The sequence below is a fragment of the Nocardia cyriacigeorgica genome, assembly GCF_010858045.1.
Taxonomy (GTDB): Bacteria; Actinomycetota; Actinomycetes; order Mycobacteriales; family Mycobacteriaceae; genus Nocardia; species Nocardia cyriacigeorgica_E.
Map to the genome: position 1 here is coordinate 29,852 of NZ_JAAGVC010000038.1, position 21,226 is coordinate 51,077.

The following is a 21,226-nucleotide window of genomic DNA, read 5'->3' on the forward strand; positions in this document are numbered from 1 at the left end:
GGCGCGGCGCGCGCCGGTTCACACTGGACTTGCCGTGTTGTTGCTGCGCGGCGAGTACTACCACCACCGGGGTAGCTCGGGGGCGAATGCCTCGGTCGGCTACAGCGCGGTCGGAACGTAGGACTTCCATGACACAGCTATCCTCCGCACCCACCGACTCCGCACCCGCTCTCCCGGCGGGCGCGTTCCCGCTCTCTGCCGCCCAGCGCGGTATCTGGTTCGCCCAGCACGTCGCGGGCGACACCCCGATCTCGATCGCCCAGTACATCGAGCTGGCCGGGCCGATCGACGCGCAAGCCCTGGCAGCGGCCGCCCGGCAGGCCGGGCGCGAGTTCGGCACCGGGTATCTGCGACTGATCGAGGTCGACGGCCATCCGTTCCAGGTCGTCGATCCCACGCTGGACGACAGCATCCGCGAACTGGACCTGCGCGCGGAGCCGGACCCGGAGGCCGCGGCACACGCCTGGATGCGCGCCGAATATTCCGCGCCCCTGGAGCTGACCCGGGATCGGCTGGTGCGGATGGCGATGCTGCGGCTGAGCGATGAGCGCTGGTTCTGGTATTCGCGCATCCACCACATCGTGCTCGACGGCATGGGCGCGCTGGCCATGGTGCAGCGCACCGCCGAGCTGTACAACGCGGCCGCCGAGGGCAGGCAGGCGCCGCCGTGCAAGGCCGAGGATCTGCGCCGCATCGTCGACGCCGATCTGGCCTATCGCAGCTCCGACCGGTTCGCCGCCGACCGTGAGTACTGGCGTGACCATCTGGCCGGAATGGCCGATCCGGTGAATCTGGCCGGGCGCACCGCCGAGGTCGAGGCGCATCCGGCCCGCGTCGCGGGCGCGCTGCCCGCCGAGACCGCGGCCCTACTGGACGAGGTGGCCGAGGCGGCCGGTTCCGGGATGGCGCCGACGGTGGTGGCCGCGTTCGCCGCCTACCTGTCGACGATGACCGGCGCCGGCGAGGTGGTGCTGAGCCTGCCGGTGTCGGCGCGGATCACCGCGACGCTGCGGCGTTCGGGCGGGATGATCGCCAATGTGGTCCCGCTGCGGCTGACGCTGTCGCCGACGATGACGGTGGGTGCGACGATCCTGGCCGCGCAGGGCGAGCTGACCGGTGCGCTGCGGCGACAGCGCTACCGGCAGGAGGACATCGTCCGCGATCTTGGCTGGTCCATGGACGAGGCCGCCTCCTTCGGTCCGACGGTGAATCTGATGATGGCCGACACCAGGATCACGCTCGGCTCGGTCGTCGGCCGGCTGCATGTGCTCACCTCCGGGCTGATCGACGATCTGTTCGTCAACCTGTATCCGGGCGTCGGCGGGGAGAGCACCCACATCGATTTCCAGGCCAACGCCAACCTCTACAGCGATCCCGAACTGGCAGCCCACCACGAACGGTTCCTGCTGTTCCTGCACCGATTCCTGGCCGCGGGGGTCGACGCCCCGCTGGCAGGCATCGTGGCGCTGACCCACGCCGAGCGGGGTGAGCTGGTGCCTGCGCACGGCCCTGCGGGTGGCGCCGAGCGGACGCTGCCCGAACTGCTCGCCGCGGTGCGCGACCCGGAGGCCGTCGCGCTGGTGGGCGGCGCGGTGCGGCTGACCTACCGCGAGGTCGACGAGTACACCAACCGGCTGGCCCGGGTGCTGATCACGGCCGGGGCCGGGCCCGAACGCGGTGTCGCCACGGCCATCCCGCGTTCGGTGGAATCGGTGCTGGCGATGTTCGCGATCGCGAAGACCGGCGCGGCGTTCGTGCCGATCGATCCCACGTATCCGCTGGACCGTATCGAGCACATGCTCGACGACAGCGGTGTGGTCGCGGGCGTCACGGTGGCCGACGCGCGCGAGACCTTGCCGGAGCACGTGGAGTGGCTGGTGCTCGACGATCTCGCCACCGCCGAATCGGTGGCCGCGCGGGATCCGGGGCCGGTTCACGACGCCGACCGACGCGCGCCCGTGCGTCTGGATCAGGTCGCCTACATCATCTACACCTCCGGTTCCACCGGTCTGCCCAAAGGCGTCCTGGTCACCCACCGTGGTCTCGCCGATCTGGCGGCCGGCTCCGGCGCGGGCTTCGGTGTCGACGCCGACGCTGTTGTCGCACATGCCGTCTCGCCCAGCTTCGACATCTCGGTCGAGGAGATCCTCATCGCTTACACCGCGGGGGCCACGCTGGTGGTGGTGCCGCCCGCCGCGTTTGCGGGCGAGGAGCTGGCCGAGGTGCTGCGCACCTTCGAGGTCACCCATCTCAATGTGACGCCGACGGTGGTGGGATCGCTGGATCCGGCGTCGCTGCCGCGGCTGCGGACGGTGGTCGTCGGCGGTGACGCCTGCCCGCCGGAACTGGTGACCACCTGGGCGGGCCGCGCGCTCATCAATGGCTACGGACCGACCGAGACCACCGTCACCGCCACCCTCACCGCGCCGATGACGCCCGGCGCCCCGGTGACCATCGGTGGCCCGGCCCGTGCGGTCCGTGCGGTGGTGCTGGATGCGTGGTTGCGCCCGGTGGCGCCCGGCGCCGTCGGCGAGCTGTATCTCGCGGGTCCAGGGGTGGCGCGCGGCTACCACCGGCGTACCGGGCTGACGGCGAGCAGGTTCGTCGCCGACCCGTACTCCCCCGGCGCGCGGATGTATCGCACCGGCGATCTGGTGCGCTGGATCGCCGCGCACGGCCGGCACGAGCTGGAGTACCAGGGCCGCAGCGACTTCCAGGTCAAGATCCGCGGCTTCCGGATCGAGCTCGGCGAGATCGACGATGCGCTGCAGCGGCAACCGGGGGTGGAGTTCGCGTTGACCCTCGGGACCGAGACTCCTGCGGGGTCAACAGCTCTGGTGTCGTATGTGCTGGCCGCCGGCGACGTCCATCCGGAGGCTCTGCGTGCGGCGGTGGGCCGGAGCCTGCCCGCCTACATGGTGCCCTCGGTGATCATGATGCTCGACCAGGTGCCGCTCACCCCGCTGGGCAAGGTGGACCGTAAGGCGCTGCCCGCACCGGATTTCGCTCCGGCACCGACCACCGGGCGGGCGCCGTCCACTCCAGCCGAGCACACGCTCGCCGCCCTGTTCGCCGAGGTCCTCGGCCTGGACGCGGTGGGCGTCGACGACAGTTTCTTCGCGCTCGGCGGCGACAGCATCGTCTCGATCCAGCTGGTGTCGCGGGCCAAGGCGGCCGGATTGGGGTTCAGCGCGCGCGATGTGTTCGAGCGAAAGACGGTGGCGGCGTTGGCCGCTGTCGCTACCGAGGTGTCGGCGGAGCAGGTGCGCGAGTTGCCCGGCGGTGGGGTGGGTCCGGTGGACCTCACGCCGATCGTGTGGGCGATGGTGGAGCACGGGCGCCCATGGCATCGGTTCGCGCAAGCCGTGCTGATCGGGCTGCCGGACGGGTTCACCCGGGACCGGTTGTGTGCCGCGCTGCGGACCGTCATCGACCACCACGATGTGCTGCGATCGACGTTGCGACCGGTCGGCGAGGCGTGGGAATGGGTTGTCGCCGGGCCGGGTTCGGTCGAGGTCGACGCGCTGATCGACGTCATCGAGGCTGGGCCCGACCCCGAAACCACCTGTGAGCGCGCACTCCAGGACGCCGCCGACCGGCTCGATCCCGAAGCCGGTGTGGTGGCCCGCTTCGTCATCATCGAGCACGGCGACGCCGAACCGCTGTGCTGGCTGGTGCTGCATCATCTGGTCACCGACGGAATCTCGTGGCGCATCCTGCTGCCCGATCTGGCCGTCGCGGCCGCGGGCGGCGAGCTCGCGCCGGTGGGCACGTCGTTCCGGCGCTGGGCGCGGGCGCAGACCGAGCAGGTCGCGACCCGCGCGGCCGAACTGCCGGTGTGGCAACGCATCCTGTCGACCGAGGATCCCCCGTTCGGCCGCCGCGCCCTCGATCCCGCGGTCGACGTGGTCGCCACCATGGGCCGCCATCAGACGGTGATCCCGGCCGAGATCGCCGATGCCGCGGTGACCACCGTGCCCGATCGATTCCACTGCGGCGCCGACGATGTGTTGCTCGCCGCACTGACGATGGCGCTGTGCCGCTGGCGAACCCGCACCGGTGCGCTGATCACCCTCGAAGGGCACGGCCGGGCCGAGGAGATCCTGCCCGGCGCCGATGTGGCGCGCACCGTCGGCTGGTTCACCAGCGTGTACCCGGTCGCGATCGACCTGGCCGGCATCGACCTCGACGACGCGTTCGCCGGTGGCGCCGCCGCGGGCGCCGCGGTGAAAGCGACCAAGGAACAGTTGCGCGCGGTCCCGGACAAGGGCGTCGGCTACGGCATGCTGCGTCACCTCGACGCCGAAACCGCCGCGGCCCTGGCCGAGACACCGCAGCCGCAGCTCGGATTCAACTACCTCGGCCGGGCGGGCACCGCCACCTCCGGCGCGTGGCTGCCGCGCCGCTTCGCCGCCACCCAGGACGATGGCGCACCGCTGCCCGCCGTGATCGATATCAATGCCGTGCTTACCGACGGCGGGCTGGAGGTGACCTGGGACTATGCGGGCCACCTGCTCGACGCCGACGACGTGGCCGAGCTCGCCGAGCTGTGGAGCGCGGCCCTGCGAGCGCTGGTCACGCATGCGGGCCACGCGGGCGCCGGTGGACGGTCGCCGTCGGACTTCGACCTCGTCCCGCTCACCCAGGCCCAGATCGACGACTGGGAGCAGCGCTACCCCGACCTGGTTGACGTGTGGCCGCTCTCGCCCTTGCAGTACGGCCTGCTCTTCCACGCCCGCTACGACTCCGACACCGCCGACGGCTACACGGTGCAGTCGCTGCTCACCCTCGCCGGCGCCGTCGACGCGGACCGGCTGCGCAGCGCCGCGCAGGCGCTGGTCGACCGGCACGAGAACCTACGGGTGGCGTTCACCGAAACCGAGGACGGCCCACGTCAATTGGTGCTGGGGTCAGCCGAGGTCGGCTGGCAGGAGATCGATCTCACCGCGACCGGCGAGGCCGAACGTGATCGGGAACTGCACCGGCTGATCGCCCTGGACGCGAACACCCGCTTCGATCTCACCCGTCCGCCGCTGCTGCGGTTCACCCTCATCCACCTCGGACCGGACACCTACCGGCTGATCATGACCAACCACCATCTGGTGCTGGACGGCTGGTCCACGCCGCTGCTGGTGCGCGAACTGCTCACCCTCTACGTCACCTCGGGTGACACCACCGCGTTCGCGCCCGCCCGGTCCTACCGGGAATTCCTGGCCTGGCTGGCCGAACAGGATCAGGACGCCTCGGTCCAGGCGTGGTCGCGGTATCTCGCGGGTGTCGACACCCCCACCCGGGCGGTCGCATCGCTGGCCGATATCGAATCCCCGCAGACCGCCGAGGTCTCCGCCGAGCTCACCGCGACGACCCTCGCCCGGCTCGAATCGGCGGCCCGCGACTGTGGGGCGACGGTCAACACGATGGTGCAAGCGGCGTGGGCCATGCTGCTCGCCATGCTCACCGGACGCACCGACGTGGTGTTCGGCGGCACGGTGTCGGGCAGGCCGCCCGAACTGGCCGGCGTCGAGGACATGGTCGGGCTGTTCATCAACACCCTGCCGGTGCGGGTGCGGTTCGCGCCGGGCGAATCGGTGGCGGACCTGCTCGCGCGGGTGCAGGCCGAGCAGGCGCGGTTGCTCGATCATCAGCATGTCGGGCTCGCCGCCATCCATCAGGCCGTCGGACTGCCGGAACTGTTCGACACGCTCGCGGTGTTCGAGTCGTATCCGATCGATAGGGAAGCGCTGTCGCAGGCTCTCGACATCGCCGGGATGCGGGTGCTCGATGTGGCGGGCACCGATGCCACGCCGTATCCGCTGAATCTCATGGTGATTCCACTGCGCGGGCTCGACGGCCGCGATTCGCTGCGGATCACGCTGAAATACCTCGCCGACCACTTCGACGCGAGCGAGGCGGGCCCGCTGCTGGATCGTTTCGTCCGGCTGCTGGTGCAGCTCGCCGACGATCCCGGGCGCCCGGTGGCCCGGCTGCGGTACTGCGACGACGTCGAACTCGCCGCACTCGCACCGGTGCAGGGGCCGCCGTCGGCGCCGCAGCGACCGCTGCCCGACATCCTCGCCGACGGCGCCCGCCTCGACCGCGCCGCCCTCGCGGTGGACGCCGGCGAACTCACCATGACCTACGGCGATCTCGATGCCTGGTCGAACCGGTTCGCCCGGGTGCTGCTGCGGCGCGGCGTCGGCCGCGAGGTGTTCGTGGTGCTGGCCCTGACCCGCTCGCTGGAATCGGTGGTGGCGGTGTGGGCGCTGGCCAAGACGGGCGCGGCGTTCGTGCCGCTGGATCCGAGTCATCCGGTGGAACGGATCGAGCACATGCTCACCGATTCGAAGGCCCCCATCGGCGTGACGGTCACCGAGATCGGCGAGAGCTTGCCCGGCACCATCGACTGGCTGCTGCTCGACGACCTGCCCACCATGCGCCGCGCCATGACCGTCTCGGCGGACCCGATCACCGACGCCGAGCGCGGCGGCCCGATCGATCTGGACCAGACCGCGTATCTGATCTACACCTCCGGCTCCACCGGCAAACCCAAGGCCGTGCTGGTGAGCCATCGCGGGATCGCCAATCTCGCCGCGGGCAAACGCGAAACCCTTGGCATCGATGCCTCCGCGGCGGTATTGCAGGTGGCCTCACCGAGTTTCGACGCGTCGGTGTCGGAGCTGGTGATGGCGCACAGCGCGGGCGCGCGGCTGGTGGTCGCGCCGCCGGAGGTGTATGGCGGCAGCGAACTCCAGCGTTTGCTGCGCACTCGGCGGGTCACCCATGCCGTGATCACGCCCTCGGCGCTGGCCACCATGGAGCCGACGGACCTGTCGGAACTGCGGGTACTCGCCGTCGCCGGAGAGGCCGCGACCCCCGAGCTGATCGCGCGCTGGGCACCGGGCAGGCGCATGGTGAACGTGTACGGCCCCACCGAGTTCAGTGTGTGGGCCACCGGTCCGGCCGAACTCACCGCGGGTGCGCCGATCACCATCGGCGGCCCGATTCGTGGCGCGTCGGCGCTGGTGCTCGATACCTGGTTGCGTCCGGTGCCGGTCGGGGTCGCGGGCGAGCTGTATCTGGCGGGCCCGGCGCTGGCCCGCGGCTACTTCAACCGGCCCGCCTTGACGGCGGGGCGATTCGTCGCCTACCCCTCGGGTAACGCGGGCGAGCGGATGTACCGCACCGGGGATATGGTGCGGTGGGTGCGCGACGGCGACTCCGCGTTGGCGCTGGAGTATCTGGGGCGCAGCGATTTCCAGGTGAAGATCCGTGGTCTGCGCATCGAACTCGGTGAGATCGACGCGGTGCTGTCGGCGGTCGATGACGTCGAATACGCCGTCACCATCGGCCGGGCCGGGCCGGCGGGGGCGACGGTGCTGGTGTCGTATGTGCTGTCCGTCGCCGGTGCGACGCTCGACCCGGAACAGCTACGCGCCCGCGTCGCCGCTGAACTTCCCGGATACATGGTGCCCGCCTATCTGGTGGTGCTGGACGAGATCCCGTTGACGCCGGTCGGCAAGCTGGATCGGGCCGCGCTGCCGGTGCCGGACTTCGCCGCGGCTCGGCGGCCCTACCTCGCGCCGCGCGGACCGGTGGAGCAGGCCGTCGCCGAGGTCTTCGCCGACGTGCTCGGCAGCGAACGGGTCGGTGCGGACGAGTCGTTCTTCGAACTGGGCGGCAATTCCCTCAGCGCGACCAGGGTGGTGGCGCGGGTCAACGCGGCATTGGGCTCGACCATCGCGCTGCGCGACCTGTTCGACGCACCGACCGTCGCCCAGCTCTCGGCCCGGATCGTGCCCGCCACCGACGGCGCGCGGGGCCGGTTCGTGCTCGCGCCCCGGGTGCGCCCGGACCGGGTGCCGCTCTCGCCCGCCCAGCAGCGCATGTGGGTGCTGAACCGGATGGACCCGGCGTCGGCGGCCTACAACATCGCCGTCGCGCTGCGCCTGACCGGCGACCTCGATCTCGCCGCGCTGCGCCGGGCACTCGGCGATGTGGTGGGCCGCCACGAGAGCCTGCGCACGATCTACCCCGCCGATGCCGAGGGGCCGCGTCAGGTGGTGATCGGCGCCGAGGTCGCCACGCCGGCACTCGAGATCACCAATACCGATGACGGTGCCGCACTCCGGGTCCGCATCGCGGAGCTGACCGGTGCCGGTTTCGACATCACCGAGCAGCCCCCGCTGCGGCTCGGCCTCTTCCGCCTCATCGGCACGGCCGAACCGGAGCATGTGCTGGTCCTGGTGGTCCATCACATCAGTGCCGACGGGTTCTCCATGGCGCCGCTGGCCACCGACCTGATGGCCGCCTACGCCAGGCATCGTTCCGTGGCGGTGGGTGGGCCGTCGGCGACCGTCACCGAATCCGAGCAGGCGCCGCTGCCCGTCCAGTACGCGGACTTCGCGCTGTGGCACCGTGAGCTACTCGGCGACGAAACCGATCCGGAATCCCTGGCCGCGCAGCAGATCCGGTATTGGACCGAAACCCTGGCAGGCGCGCCCGACGTGCTCGATCTGCCCGCCGACCGGCCGCGTCCGGCGGTGCAGTCGATGCGCAGTGCGGATGTGCCGCTCACCATCGATCCCGCGCTGCATCGCCGGCTCACCGAACTGGCCGCGACCACCGAGACCAGCGTGTTCATGGTGTTGCACGCGACGCTGGCGGCCGTGCTCGCCCGGCTCGGCAGCACCGACGACATCGTGATCGGCACGCCCGTGGCCGGTCGCGGCGATGCAGCGCTGGACCGGCTGGTCGGCATGTTCGTCAACACGCTCGCCCTGCGCACCCCGGTAGATCAACGGCTGAGTTTCGCCGAATTCCTCGCCTCGGTGCGTGGACGCGATCTGGACGCGTTCGCCGCGGCCGATGTGCCGTTCGAACGGCTGGTGCAGGTCCTGGACCCGCCGCGCTCGACCGCGCATCATCCGATCTTCCAGGTCTCGCTGTCGTTGCAGAACTTCGTCGAACCGATGCTCGAACTGCCCGGTCTGCGGGTGCAGGTGCAGGACTTCCAGCGTGACAGCGCGCAATTCGATCTCATCCTCGACCTCCGCGAACGCTTCGGCCCCGGCGGGCCGGAGGGTGTGCAGGGCCTGCTGACCTACGCCACCGACCTGTTCGAACCCGACACCGCCGCGACGCTGGCCCGGCGCTGGGTGCGGCTGCTCGCCGCCGTCGTCGCCGATCCCGGGGCGCCGCTGGCCGAGATCGATCTCCTCGACGACGCCGAGCGCGCCGAGCTGGTTCCGGTGCGCGGGCCCGGCAGCGCGGGGACCACGACGCTGGCGCAGCTCCTGGCCCGCTCGGTTCAGCGGTATCCGGATCGTCCCGCGATCATCGCCGACGGGCGGACGCGGACCTATCGCGACCTCGATACCGACTCCGACCGGCTCGCCGCGCGACTGATCGAGGCCGGCGCCGGACCGGAAACCGTTGTCGCCCTCGGCATGCCACGATCAGCGCAGCTGCTCATCGCGCTGTGGGCCACCGCGAAGACCGGCGCGGCGTTCCTGCCGGTCGATCCGAAGCATCCGGTGGACCGGATCGAGCACATGCTGGGCGATTCCCGTGCCCGGCTCGGTGTCACGGTCGCCGCCCATCGGCCCGCACTTCCCGACAGCACGCACTGGGTAGTCCTGGACGGCGACCCCGCGGTGGCTTCGTCACCGCGTCCGGTCCCCGAGCCGCACCCGGATCAGCCCGCCTGGCTGATCTACACCTCCGGCTCGACCGGCACCCCGAAGGGGGTCACCGTCACCCACCGTGGGCTGGCCGATCTCGTTGCCGCACAAGGTGAGCTGCTCGGGCTCGACGAGCAGGCCCGTGTCCTTCAGGTAGCGTCACCGAGCTTCGACGCCTCGATCTTCGAGGCGCTGATGGCGTTCGGATCGGGTGCGGCAGCGGTCGTCGCGCCGCCGGAGGTCTACGGTGGCAGCCCGCTGGCCGAGCTGATCGAGGCCGAGCAGGTCAGCCATCTGGTCATCACGCCGTCGGCGCTGGCCACCGTCGACGCCGACGCGGTGTCGAGCGTGCGGATGCTGGCGGTGGCGGGCGAGGCGGTGGGCGCCGAGCTGGTCGAGCGCTGGTGCAGCGGCCCCCATCGCCGCATGCTGAACCTGTACGGTCCCGCCGAATTCACCATTTGGGCGACGGCATCGCGGCCGCTGCTGCCGAACTCGCCCGTCACCATCGGCGCACCGATTCGCGGAGCGGCGGTGCTGGTGCTCGACGATCACCTGCGCCCGGTCCCGGTCGGCGTCGCGGGCGAGCTGTATCTGACCGGCCCCGCGTTGGCGCGCGGCTATCACAACCGGCCCGGCCTCACCGCCGCGCGCTTCGTCGCCGACCCGTTCGGCGCGCCAGGCACTCGCCTGTATCGCAGCGGTGACCTGGCCCGCTGGGTGCGCACGAACACGGGCACGGTGGAGCTGGAATATCTGGGGCGCACCGACTTCCAGATCAAGGTGCGCGGGCAGCGCGTCGAGCTCGGCGAGATCGATGCGGTGCTTGGACGCGCCGAGGGCGTCGACTTCGCCGTCACCCTCGGTGTCCCCGGCCCCACCGGATCCACGGCACTGGCGGCCTATCTGGTGCGCGCACCTGGCGCGGAGATCGACCTGACGGCGGTGCAGACGTTCGCCGCCGACATCCTGCCGTCGTACATGGTGCCCGCGGCGTTCGTCGTGCTGGAGGAGATACCGCGCACCGCCGTCGGCAAACTGGACCGCGATGCGCTGCCCGCGCCGGTCTTCGCCACCGAGCAGACCGCCTACCGGCCGCCGGGCACCCCGACCGAGCAGGCCCTCGCCGAGATCTTCGGCGAACTGCTCGGCCGTCCACGAGTGGGCGCCGACGATTCCTTCTTCGCCCTCGGCGGCGACAGCATCCTGGCGATCCAGCTGGTGTCGCGGGCGAAACTGCGCGGGATCGCCTGCACGCCACTACAGGTCTTCGAACATCGCACCGTCGCGGCGCTGGCCGCGGCCGCCGACGCGGCAGGCCCCGCCGTCATGCTGGAGGAGCTGCCCGGCGGCGGTGTCGGCGAACTGCCGCTCACCCCGATCGTGCGCTACATGATCGAGCGCGGCGGTGATTTCGGCCGGTTCGCCCAGACGGCGGTACTCGAGCTGCCTTTGGGCATCGACCGCGAGCAGCTGGTCGCGACCCTCACCGCCGTGGTCGACCGGCACGACATGCTGCGCTCGCGGCTGCGCCACGACGGTACGGACTGGCGGTGGAGTGTCGCGGCCCCTGGCGCGGTCGACGTCGGGGCTCTCCTGCACCGGATCACCTTCGACGCCGTGGCCGATACCGTCGAGCTGCACGAATTCGCGGTCACCGAACTGGATTCGGCGCTGCACCGGCTCGACCCGGCCGAGGGGGTCCTGGCGCAGTTCCTGTGGCTGGATCCGGTCGGCGCGGCCGGCACCAGGACCGCATCGGGCCGGTTGATCGTGGTGCTGCATCATCTCGCCGTCGACGCGGTGTCCTGGCGCATCCTGGTGCCCGATCTGATCGCGGCCTGGGCGCAGGTCAGCACCGCGACAGCGCCGGTGCTCGCCGAGACCGGCACCTCCATGCGCCGCTGGTCGCACGCACTGACCGAGCAGGCCCACACCGAGCACCGCATCGCCGAACTCGACTACTGGCGTGCGGTCGTGGACGGACCCGACCCGCTGCTCGGCCCCCGCGCACTGGATCCGGCGATCGACCTGTCCGACACGCTGCGCACGGTCGAGGTGACGGTCGCCGCCGACGTCACCGCGGCCCTGCTCGGCAACCTGCCACGGTTGTCCGGCGGCGGCGTCAACGACGGCCTGCTCGCCGCGCTCGCGCTGGCCCTGATGCACTGGCGCGCCCGGCGCGGCACCACCGAATCCACCGCGCTGATCCGGCTCGAAGGCCACGGCCGGCAGGAGGAGGTCGTGCCAGGGGCCGACCTGTCGCGGACGGTCGGCTGGTTCACCAGCCTCTACCCGGTGCGCTTGGCGCTCACCGGTATCGACGTCGACGACGCCTTCACCGGCGGCCACGCGATGGGCGCCGCGGTGCGCGCGGTCGAACGCACGCTGCGCGCGGTGCCGGACAAGGGCATCGGATTCGGCCTGCTGCGCTACCTGTATCCCGAGACCGCGCAGCGGCTTCCGCGCGCACTGCCAGGGCAGATCGCGTTCAACTATCTCGGCCGGTACTCCACCGCCGACATCCCGGCGGGCCTGGAGGGTCTTGGCTGGCTACCGACCGACGATCTCGGCGAACTGCCCGCCCCCGAACATCCCGATGTCCCGTTGATGTCCGCGCTCGCGGTGGATTCGGTGGTCATCGGCGACCGGCTGCACGCGACATTCGGCTATCCGCGCACCCTGCTGGACGGCGCCGACGTCACCGAATTGGCGGACCTGTGGATCGAAGCGCTCGCCGCCCTCGCCACCTACGCCGCGTCACCGGAGGCCCAGCGCACCGAAGCCGCGCCGCAGACACCCGCCCCGGCAACGGGACTCGGCCTCGACGTGCTGCTGCCGATCCGCCCCGACGGCAGCGAACCGGCACTGTTCTGCGTCCACCCCTCCTCGGGCATGGCCTGGAGTTACCTCGGGTTGGCCGAACGGCTGCGGCCGGGCCGCCCGATCTACGGCCTGCAAGCGCCCGACCTGTCCGGTCGCGAACCCTCGGCCCGCTCCATCGACGAGTTCGCCGACCGCTATATCCGCGAAATCCGTGCCCTTCAGCCCGACGGGCCCTACCACCTGCTCGGCTGGTCCTTCGGCGGACTCATCGCCCACAACATGGCGGCGAAACTGCGCGCGCAGGGCGCGACGGTGGGCGTGGTGGCGCTGCTGGACGCCGACACCGCCGATATCGACGGCGACAGCATCGAGCGGCTCACCCCCGGCGGATTCGTCAACAGTTTCGGCGCCGTGTTCGGCATCGACAACGTGCCCGCCGAGGCCACCGCGCGGGAAGCCGCCGAACTGATCCGGGAACGCTTCGGCGGCGTCTCGATCATCGACGCCGACACCATCGAACGCATGGCGGCCTCCTACAACGCCTCCGCCCGCACCCGCACCGGCTACCAGCGGCCGCGCTACGACGGCGACCTGGTGTATTTCAGCGCCACCGTCGACAGCTCCGACATCTTCGGGCCCGAGGGCTGGCGACCCTATGTGAGCGGGACGATCACCGACCACGACGTCGACGTCACCCACGACGAAATGACCACCCCCTACGCGCTCTCGATCATCGCGCAGGAGCTCGATACCCATCTGGGAGGCCCGCAATGAGTCCCGATCACGGCGTCCTCGTCGAAGGCATCGAGAAATCCTTCGGCGCCGTCCACGCGCTGCGCGGCGTCGACTTCCACGCCGCCCCCGGCGAGGTGCTCGGCATCCTCGGCCCCAACGGCGCGGGCAAGACCACGACGGTGAACATCCTGTCCACGCTGATCCCGCCCGATCGCGGGCGCGCGGTGGTGGCCGGCCACGATGTGGTCGCCGACCCGGCCGCGGTGCGCCGATCCATCATGCTGACCGGCCAGTACGCCGCCCTCGACGACATGCTCAGCGGCTACGAGAACCTGGTGATGTTCGGCAGGCTGATGGGTTTGCGCAAACGCGCCGCCCGCGCCCGCGCCGACGAGCTGATCGCCGCCTTCGACCTGGTCGCCGCGGCGGGACGGCGGGTCGGCACCTATTCCGGCGGTATGCGGCGCCGCATCGATATCGCCTGCGGGCTGGTCGTGCGCCCGGAGGTGGTGTTCCTGGACGAGCCGACCACCGGCCTCGATCCACGCAGCAGACAGGGCGTCTGGGATCTGGTCGGCGGCTTCCAGCAGGCGGGCATCACCACCCTGCTCACCACCCAGTACCTGGAAGAGGCCGACGCGCTCAGCGACCGGATCATCGTCATCGATCACGGCGTGGTGATCGCCGCGGGCACCGCCGACGAACTGAAGGCCCGCACCGGTGGCAGCTATTGCGAGGTCGTGCCGCTGGATCTCGGCGATCTGCCGGCCATCGCCGACGCGCTCGGTTCGCTGCTGCCGCAGGGCAATCGGGCGATGTTCACCACCGAATCCGACCGCATCGCGATCCCCGCCCCCGATGGCGCGAAAACGCTGGCGGAGGCGCTGCGGCGACTGGACGCGGCCGGGGTCGAACTGGTCGACATTGCACTGCGCCGCCCGTCGCTCGACGACGTCTTCCTCCAGCTCACCGGCCACCTCGCCGCCACCGAGTCCGAGGCCGAGCCGCAACCCGCTGCGGCACAGGCACTGCCATGACCGCCGCGGTCTGGTTGACGGGCACACGGGCCCGGCAGGTGACCCCCGCGCAGTGGTGGGTGCTCACCGCCCGGTTCATCGTGCCGTCGGTGCGGTCCGGTGAGATCCTGTCCTCGATCCTCGCACCGGCGGCCTTCACCGCGAGCTTCTATCTGCCGCTGAAGACCGTGATGATGTTCGCGGGCACCGGTTTCAGCAGCTACGCCCAGTTCATGATGCCGATCGTGATCCTGCAGGCGGCCGCGTTCACCGCCATCTCGGCGGCCTTCCGGTCGGCCACCGACGCCGTCGCCGGACTCAACCGCCGCTTCGGCGCCATGCCGATCAACCCGTTCGTTCCGGTCGCCGCGCGGATGTCGGGCAACGTCTTCCGGTTGGTCATCGCGCTCACCACGGCGCTGGTCTGCGGGTACGTCATCGGGTTCCGGTTCCGCCTCGATGCCGTGCACACACTGGGGTTCCTGTTGTTCGCGCTGCTCGTTGGCATCGCGTTGACGCTGGCGGCCGACGTCATCGGCACACTGTCGAAGAGCCCGGAGGCCACCACGCAGGCGCTGGTGCTGCCGCCGTTGATCCTCGGCATGCTGTCCACCGGACTCGCACCCGCGGCCCAATTCCCGGAGTGGGTGCAGCCGTTCGTGCGCAACCAGCCGGTCTCCCAGTTCGTCATCGCTTTGCGCGCGCTGGCCGGCGACACCCTCGGCAATGCCGGCGACGTGTCGTGGTCGCTCATGGGGCCGCCGCTGGCCTGGGCCTTCGGCATCCTCGCGGTCTGCGCGCCCGCGGCGGTGCGGCTGAGTGCCAGGAGGCGATGATGACCCTGCCCGCCGCCCACCCCGCCGACCTGCGCACCGCGCCGGAAACCTCGGCTACCGCGCTGATCCGGCACACCGTCATCCAGACCCAGCGGCTGCTGCTGCGCTGGGCGCGCAACCCGATCACCCTGCTGGAGACCCTGCTCATCCCCTGCCTGCTGCTGCTCATGCTCGACATCGTGGTGGGCGGGCAGATCCAGAAGTTCACCGGCCAGGACGCGCTCTACGGTTCGGTCCCGATGGTCGCCGTCGTCGGCGCGCTCTCGGGCGCGGTCGCCGGCGGGGTGCTGCTCGGACGGGAACGCGATGCCGGGCTGCTGGCGCGGTTCTGGGTACTGCCGGTGCATCGAGCGTCGGGCCTGGCCTCGCGGATTCTCGCCGAGGGCTGCCGGATCTTCGCCGGCACCGTCACCGTGGTCATCGTCGGCTACCTGCTCGGCTTCCGCTTCCAGCAGGGTCTGGCCGCGACGGTCGCGTTCCTGCTCGTGCCCACCCTGTTCGGCCTGGCGTTCGCCACCGTGGTCACCGCCGTCGCGGTCTACACCGCCAAAGCCACCCTGGTGGAGGCGATTACGATCCTCACCTCGCTGATGATGTTCTTCAGCACCGGCTTCGTCCCGCTGGCCGCCTACCCGCAGTGGCTGCAACCGATCGTGCACAACCAGCCCATGTCGACCGCCGTGGACACCATGCGCGCCCTCGCCAAGGGCGGCGAACTGGCCCGGCCGCTCACCTTGACCCTGCTGTGGTCGGCCGCCGCGATCGTGCTGTTCGCGGTACCGGCCACCATCGGGTACCGGCGGGCCAGCCGGCGCTGACCCTCCCGGCTCACAGCCGACTCCCAGCGAATGCCCAGCCCGGCCGGAGCCGGCAGCCATAGCGTCGTGAACGACAACGTGGATCGAGGGAAGGACATCTCGTGGGCAGACAGCACAGGCGCGGCGGCGAGCACGAGCACGATCTGGGGCTCGCGCACGATCTGCGGGTGATGTCGCGTCGACGGGCGCTGTGGATGTTCGGTGCGGCGGGCGCCGCGGGGGCTGCCGCGGTGGCAGCCGGGTGCGCGAGCGACGACGGCGCCGAGGCCGTGACGACGCGCACGGCGGCGTCGACCGAGACGCCCGTCGCCGCACCCGCCGAAACCGCCGGCCCCTACCCCGGCGACGGTTCCAATGGCCCGAACGTGCTGATCGAATCCGGCGTCGTCCGCTCCGATATCACCGGCAGCTTCGGCGCCTACACCGGTGTGGCGGAGGGTGTGCCGCTCACCATCGACCTCACCCTGCACGATCTGGCCGCCGGGACCCTCGGCGCGGGCATGGCGCTGTATCTGTGGCAGTGCGACCGGGAAGGCCGCTATTCGCTCTACAGCGACGGCGTCACCGAACAGAACTATCTGCGCGGAGTCCAGATCGCCGACAGTGCGGGCAAGATCACCTTCGCCTCGATCTTCCCGGCCTGCTACGACGGCCGCTGGCCGCACCTGCATTTCGAGGTCTACGACTCCCTCGAAGCCGCGGTCGCCGGCGACAACGCCCGCCTCACCTCACAGATCGCCCTGCCCGAGGACGCCTGCGAAGCCGTCTACGCCTACGACTCCGGCTATTCGGCCAGCATCCCGAATCTGTCGGCGGTATCGCTGGATTCGGACATGGTCTTCGGCGACGGCTGGGACGCCGAGCTCGCCGACGTCACCGGCTCCCCCGCCGCCGGCCTCACCGCCACCCTCACCATCGGCGTCGCGGAAAAATCGGCCAACACCTCCCCCGACGGCGGCGCCCCCGGCGGGATGCCACCGGGCGCGAGCAACGGCCGCCCGCCGGGGCCACCGCCCGGCGGCACCCGCCCGCAGCCCGGCAACTGAGCGATCCCGCCCCGGTCCCCGGCCGCCCGAGGCGCCCCACCTGCGGGTCTGGCAAATCCTCCGCGATCGCGCGCGACGCACCCGGCACCGATGCACGCCCCGGCCCGGCGATGGCGGACAATGGGGCGCACGGCAGCGGCCGCCACAGCTCCCCACCTGGCCGGTGAGGATGGCCGCTCGACACAAGGTGTTGTGTTGTCCGGAGTTGTCACCCACAAGGAGTAGTGTTCTGGGTGTAGGGAATTCCGTGACAGCAGCGTGCTCGGATGTGCGCGGGAAAGGCGTGGAGGCAGGATGAAACTGATCGATCGGGTGTCGGCCATCAACTGGAATCGGGTGCCCGACGAGAAGGATGCCGAGGTCTGGGACCGGCTGACCGGCAACTTCTGGCTGCCGGAGAAGGTGCCGGTGTCCAACGACATCCCGTCGTGGAACACCCTGACCGCCGACGAGAAGCAGCTGACCATGCGGGTCTTCACCGGCCTCACGCTGCTCGACACCATCCAGGGCACCGTCGGCGCGGTGAGCCTGATCCCCGATGCGCTCACCCCGCACGAGGAGGCGGTGCTCACCAACATCGCGTTCATGGAATCGGTGCACGCGAAGAGCTACAGCTCGATCTTCTCCACGCTGTGCTCCACCCGCGAGATCGACGATGCCTTCCGCTGGTCGGAGGAGAACCGCAACCTCCAGCGCAAGGCCGAGATCGTGCTCGACTACTACCGCGGTGACGAGCCGCTCAAGCGCAAGGTGGCCTCAACCCTGCTGGAGAGCTTCCTGTTCTACTCCGGTTTCTACCTGCCGATGCACTGGTCATCGCGGGCCAAGCTCACCAACACCGCCGATATGATCCGGCTGATCATCCGCGACGAGGCGGTGCACGGCTACTACATCGGCTACAAGTACCAGAAGGGCCTCGAGCAGGTCACCCAGGCCGAACGCGACGAGCTCAAGAACTACACCTTCGAGCTGCTGTTCGAGCTCTACGACAACGAGGTCGAATACACCCAGGATCTCTACGACGAGGTGGGCCTCACCGAAGACGTCAAGAAGTTCCTGCGCTACAACGCCAACAAGGCGCTGATGAACCTCGGCTACGAGGGCCTGTTCCCCAAGGACGAAACCGAAGTCAACCCGGCCATCCTGTCGGCGCTCTCGCCCAACGCCGACGAGAACCACGACTTCTTCTCCGGATCCGGGTCCAGCTACGTCATCGGCAAGGCCGTCAACACCGAAGACGAAGACTGGGAGTTCTAGAACCGGCGGTCTGCTCGAGCCCGGCGTCCACGATTCGATCGTGGCGTCGGGCTCGAGTTATTTTGTCCGAAGACCGGTCCCCCTCGGTGGGTCGGCGCCCACCCGAGGGAGTTTCGTTGTTGCGTCGCCTGGCCATCGTTGCCGCAGTAGTGATCGGCGGCGTCGGCTGTCAGCAGCAGAGCGCGTCGAGTCCGGTCGATGAGATCTGGTTCACCCCCGCCGTCTCCGAGGCGCAGGTCTCCGAGGTGTTCCAGCGCATCCGCACGGTCGATCCGTGCGCCCTGATACCGCGGTCGGCACTGCAAGAGCACGGGACCGTCGGCGAGGTGCACGTCGGTGGGCAGACGATCAACGGCTGCCGGGCCCGCCTCGACGCCGGCGGATCGGCGGTCGACACCACCTGGGCGCTGGCGTGGGCGCCGGCCGCAAGCACCGTCCAGGAGACCCGGCGGGTCGGTGAGGTCAAGGTCGAGGTGCTCTCACCGGAGGATCTCGGGTCCACCGCGGAGCCGAAACAGTGCTGGGCCACCGCGGAATTCCCGTCGATGGCACAGATCGTGCTGACCGTCGAGGCGCCGACCCCGGTCGACACCTGCGCGATCGGCAACGCGCTGATCGACACCGCGATCGAGCAGCTGCCGAGCAGCCCCGGCTACGGCACCTCGCCGGATTCGGTGCGCACCGTGCTCACCGGCGCCGACCCGTGCGAGGCGCTGCCGAAGCTCGCCGCCACCCCACTGCCCGTGCACGACTATCAGACCGCCCACACCTGCCGGTTCGGCACCGCCGACGCGCCCACCGCCATCGAGTACGGCTACCAGGCCGAAGACGAGATCCGCCGCGATCAGACCGTCACGATGGACAACCGCACCGTCTACGTCGGCCGCGTCGGCGGCGGCCAATTCATCGGCTACACCTTCGCGGTGGGCCCGGAGCTGCCCGGCGGCGCACTGCCCGTGATCACCGTGCTCGGTAAGAATCAGCCGGAGGTCGAGCGGGCCCGCGACCAGCTGATGACCATGTACCCGCTGCCCTGAGCGCGGCGGTCCGGCTCAGATCCCGAGCACCAGCTTCGCGGTGGTGAAGTAGATGATCAGGCCGGTCGCGTCCACCAGCGTGGTCACCATCGGCGCCGACACCACGGCCGGGTCGATCCGCAACCGCTTGGCCAGCAGCGGCATGGTGCCGCCGATGGTCGCCGCCCACCCGCAGATGATGATGAGCGTGACGCCGACGACCACCGCGATGCGCGGGCCGACGAAGAAGGCCCCGATCACCACGCCTGCCCCGGCCAGCATGGCCCCGAGTACCAGCCCCACCCGGCATTCGCGCCAGATCACCTTCAGCAGATCGCTGCCACGAACCTCACCGACCGCCAGCGCGCGCACGCACGCGGTGGCGGCCTGCGCACCCGCATTGCCACCCGCTCCGATCAGCAGCGGGATGAACAGCGCCAGCTGCGCGGCCTGTTCGAGGGTGCCCTCGAAGAAATCGGTCACGCTGACGGTCAAGGTGGCCGCCAGCAGCAACAGCAGCAGCCACAGTGCCCGGTACCGGGCCAGCTGGAAGACCCCCGCCGCCATGTAGTGGCCTTCCCACGGCGCCGAACCGGACTGCTTGGCGACGTCCTCGGTGTCGGCGGCCTCGATGACCTCCACCGCGTCATCGAAGGTCAGCAGCCCGACGAGGCGATCCTCACTGTCGACGACGGGCAGGTTGAGGTCGTTGGTCTCGCGCATCAACCGGGCCGCCTTCTCCGCGGAGTCGGTGGCGCGGACGAACGCGGGCTCGGTGACGACCAGATCGGCCACCATCGTCTCGGGGCTGCTGAGCACCAGCTCCCGCAGTTCCACGATGCCGCGCAACCGGCGTCCGGTGTCGACCACGGGCAGGGTGTAGACGGTTTCGGCGCCCGCACCCTTGAGCTGCACGGTGCGCAAGGCTTCGGCGACGGTCAGATTCCCCGGCAGCGCAACGACTTCCGGCGTCATATACCGGCCGACCGAGCCCTCCGGGTAGCCGAGCAGGGCGGCGGTCATCCGGCGTTCGCGCGGGCTCAGCCCCGCCAACGCCTTCTTGGCGACCTTGGCCGGTGCCTCGCGCAGCATCCGGGCACGGTCGTCGGGCGCCATGGCCTCGACCAGTTCGCGGAAACTCTGATCCCGCATGCCCTGCAGGATCTGCTGCTGGTCGACCGGCTCCAGCTCTTCGAACACCGCCAGCGCGAGGTCCTTGTCCAGCAGCCGGAACGCGACACCGGCGCCGACGGCGTCCATGCGGGCGATCTCGTCGGCGATGACGTGGGGTGGGTGGGTGTCGAGCCAGTGCAGGGCCGCGTCGACGCGGTGGCGTTCGACGACATCCTGCAGGGATTCCGACAGCGTGGGACGCTCGTGGATCAGTTCGGTCTGCGACATGGCAAAGTCCTCGGCACAGCAGTGAGTTGGCGAGTGAATCGGAAATCGACATCACACCGCGGGCGCTCACGCCAGTCGCTACCGCCGGAAGAACCTGCTACCGGGAACGCGAAGGCGCGGCGCCGCGCGGCCTTCGACTGGGAGGTTCGCTGCGCATCGCAACACCACCTCCTCCGGAATTCGCCGCCGCGTCATATCGCGGCCGGTCCCCACTACCGGCAGGCGGACGCCCACCGGTTCTTATGCAAACGCATTCCCGTGCAGGATACATCCCATCTGTCCCACCCGCGCACCGACACGTTCGTCACACGGCGTTTCACACCCCGGGCGTGTCGGACAACAGCTCCCCGCGTCGCCGCCGTCACACCCGCCGGGCGTCGCACCGGCAGCCGGGCTGACGCAGCCAGAAGCCACTCCGGGCCTGGCGGACTCTGTCGAGCCCCGGCTACTCGGCATGGCCGCGATTGCCGGCCCGCCAGGATGAGGCGGACCACCCTTCACAGCTGCGGCAGGTAGCTGAGCTGGACCAATTCCGGGGCGCGGGTGGGACAGATGGGATGTATCCTGCACGGGAATGCGTTTGCATAAGAACCGG

8 protein-coding genes are annotated in these 21,226 nt (G+C 70.3%); 7 read left to right on the plus strand and 1 reads right to left on the minus strand.

The window, feature by feature from the left end:
* Positions 1 to 128 precede the first annotated feature (128 nt).
* The 7 genes from GV790_RS23640 to GV790_RS23670 all read left to right on the plus strand — a co-directional run bounded on the left by GV790_RS23640 (position 129) and on the right by GV790_RS23670 (position 19,251).
* The gene (locus GV790_RS23640) at positions 129 to 13,280 is read left to right on the plus strand and encodes a non-ribosomal peptide synthetase (protein WP_163816187.1); all 13,152 of its coding nucleotides are present in this window, start codon (positions 129 to 131) and stop codon (positions 13,278 to 13,280) included.
* On the plus strand, positions 13,277 to 14,278 hold the full coding sequence (locus tag GV790_RS23645) for an ATP-binding cassette domain-containing protein (protein WP_163816189.1): 1,002 nt from the start codon (positions 13,277 to 13,279) through the stop codon (positions 14,276 to 14,278). Before GV790_RS23640 ends, GV790_RS23645 begins: the two co-directional genes overlap by 4 nt.
* Positions 14,275 to 15,093, plus strand: coding sequence for an ABC transporter permease (locus GV790_RS23650; protein ID WP_163816191.1), 819 nt, complete (start codon positions 14,275 to 14,277; stop codon positions 15,091 to 15,093). The genes GV790_RS23645 and GV790_RS23650 overlap by 4 nt, the downstream gene beginning before the upstream one ends.
* Complete coding sequence (locus tag GV790_RS23655) at positions 15,090 to 15,911, plus strand: ABC transporter permease (RefSeq protein WP_163816193.1); 822 nt, start codon at positions 15,090 to 15,092, stop codon at positions 15,909 to 15,911. The genes GV790_RS23650 and GV790_RS23655 overlap by 4 nt, the downstream gene beginning before the upstream one ends.
* Positions 15,912 to 16,081: 170 nt before the next feature.
* A complete protein-coding gene (locus GV790_RS23660) occupies positions 16,082 to 16,957 on the plus strand; it encodes a dioxygenase family protein (RefSeq protein WP_163816210.1) in 876 nt (291 codons plus the stop codon).
* Positions 16,958 to 17,251: 294 nt separating this feature from the next.
* A complete protein-coding gene (nrdF, locus tag GV790_RS23665) occupies positions 17,252 to 18,214 on the plus strand; it encodes a class 1b ribonucleoside-diphosphate reductase subunit beta (protein WP_014352279.1) in 963 nt (320 codons plus the stop codon).
* Between the two features lie 116 nt (positions 18,215 to 18,330).
* Positions 18,331 to 19,251, plus strand: a complete 921-nt coding sequence (locus tag GV790_RS23670; RefSeq protein ID WP_163816196.1) for a hypothetical protein — start codon at positions 18,331 to 18,333, stop codon at positions 19,249 to 19,251.
* Positions 19,252 to 19,266: 15 nt separating this feature from the next.
* On the opposite strand, the gene mgtE is transcribed toward GV790_RS23670, so the two are convergent.
* Positions 19,267 to 20,631: a magnesium transporter gene (gene mgtE / locus GV790_RS23675; RefSeq protein ID WP_163816198.1), complete on the minus strand. Its 1,365-nt coding sequence runs from the start codon at positions 20,629 to 20,631 to the stop codon at positions 19,267 to 19,269.
* Positions 20,632 to 21,226 lie beyond the last annotated feature (595 nt).

Excerpts from the sequence above, each read along its gene's own strand:
- GV790_RS23640 (WP_163816187.1), top strand. The coding sequence starts at position 129 with ATGACACAGCTATCCTCCGCACCCACCGACTCCGCACCCGCTCTCCCG.
- GV790_RS23645 (WP_163816189.1), top strand. The coding sequence starts at position 13,277 with ATGAGTCCCGATCACGGCGTCCTCGTCGAAGGCATCGAGAAATCCTTC.
- GV790_RS23650 (WP_163816191.1), top strand. The coding sequence starts at position 14,275 with ATGACCGCCGCGGTCTGGTTGACGGGCACACGGGCCCGGCAGGTGACC.
- GV790_RS23655 (WP_163816193.1), top strand. The coding sequence starts at position 15,090 with ATGATGACCCTGCCCGCCGCCCACCCCGCCGACCTGCGCACCGCGCCG.
- GV790_RS23660 (WP_163816210.1), top strand. The coding sequence starts at position 16,082 with ATGTCGCGTCGACGGGCGCTGTGGATGTTCGGTGCGGCGGGCGCCGCG.
- nrdF (WP_014352279.1), top strand. The coding sequence starts at position 17,252 with ATGAAACTGATCGATCGGGTGTCGGCCATCAACTGGAATCGGGTGCCC.
- mgtE (WP_163816198.1), bottom strand. The coding sequence starts at position 20,631 with ATGTCGCAGACCGAACTGATCCACGAGCGTCCCACGCTGTCGGAATCC.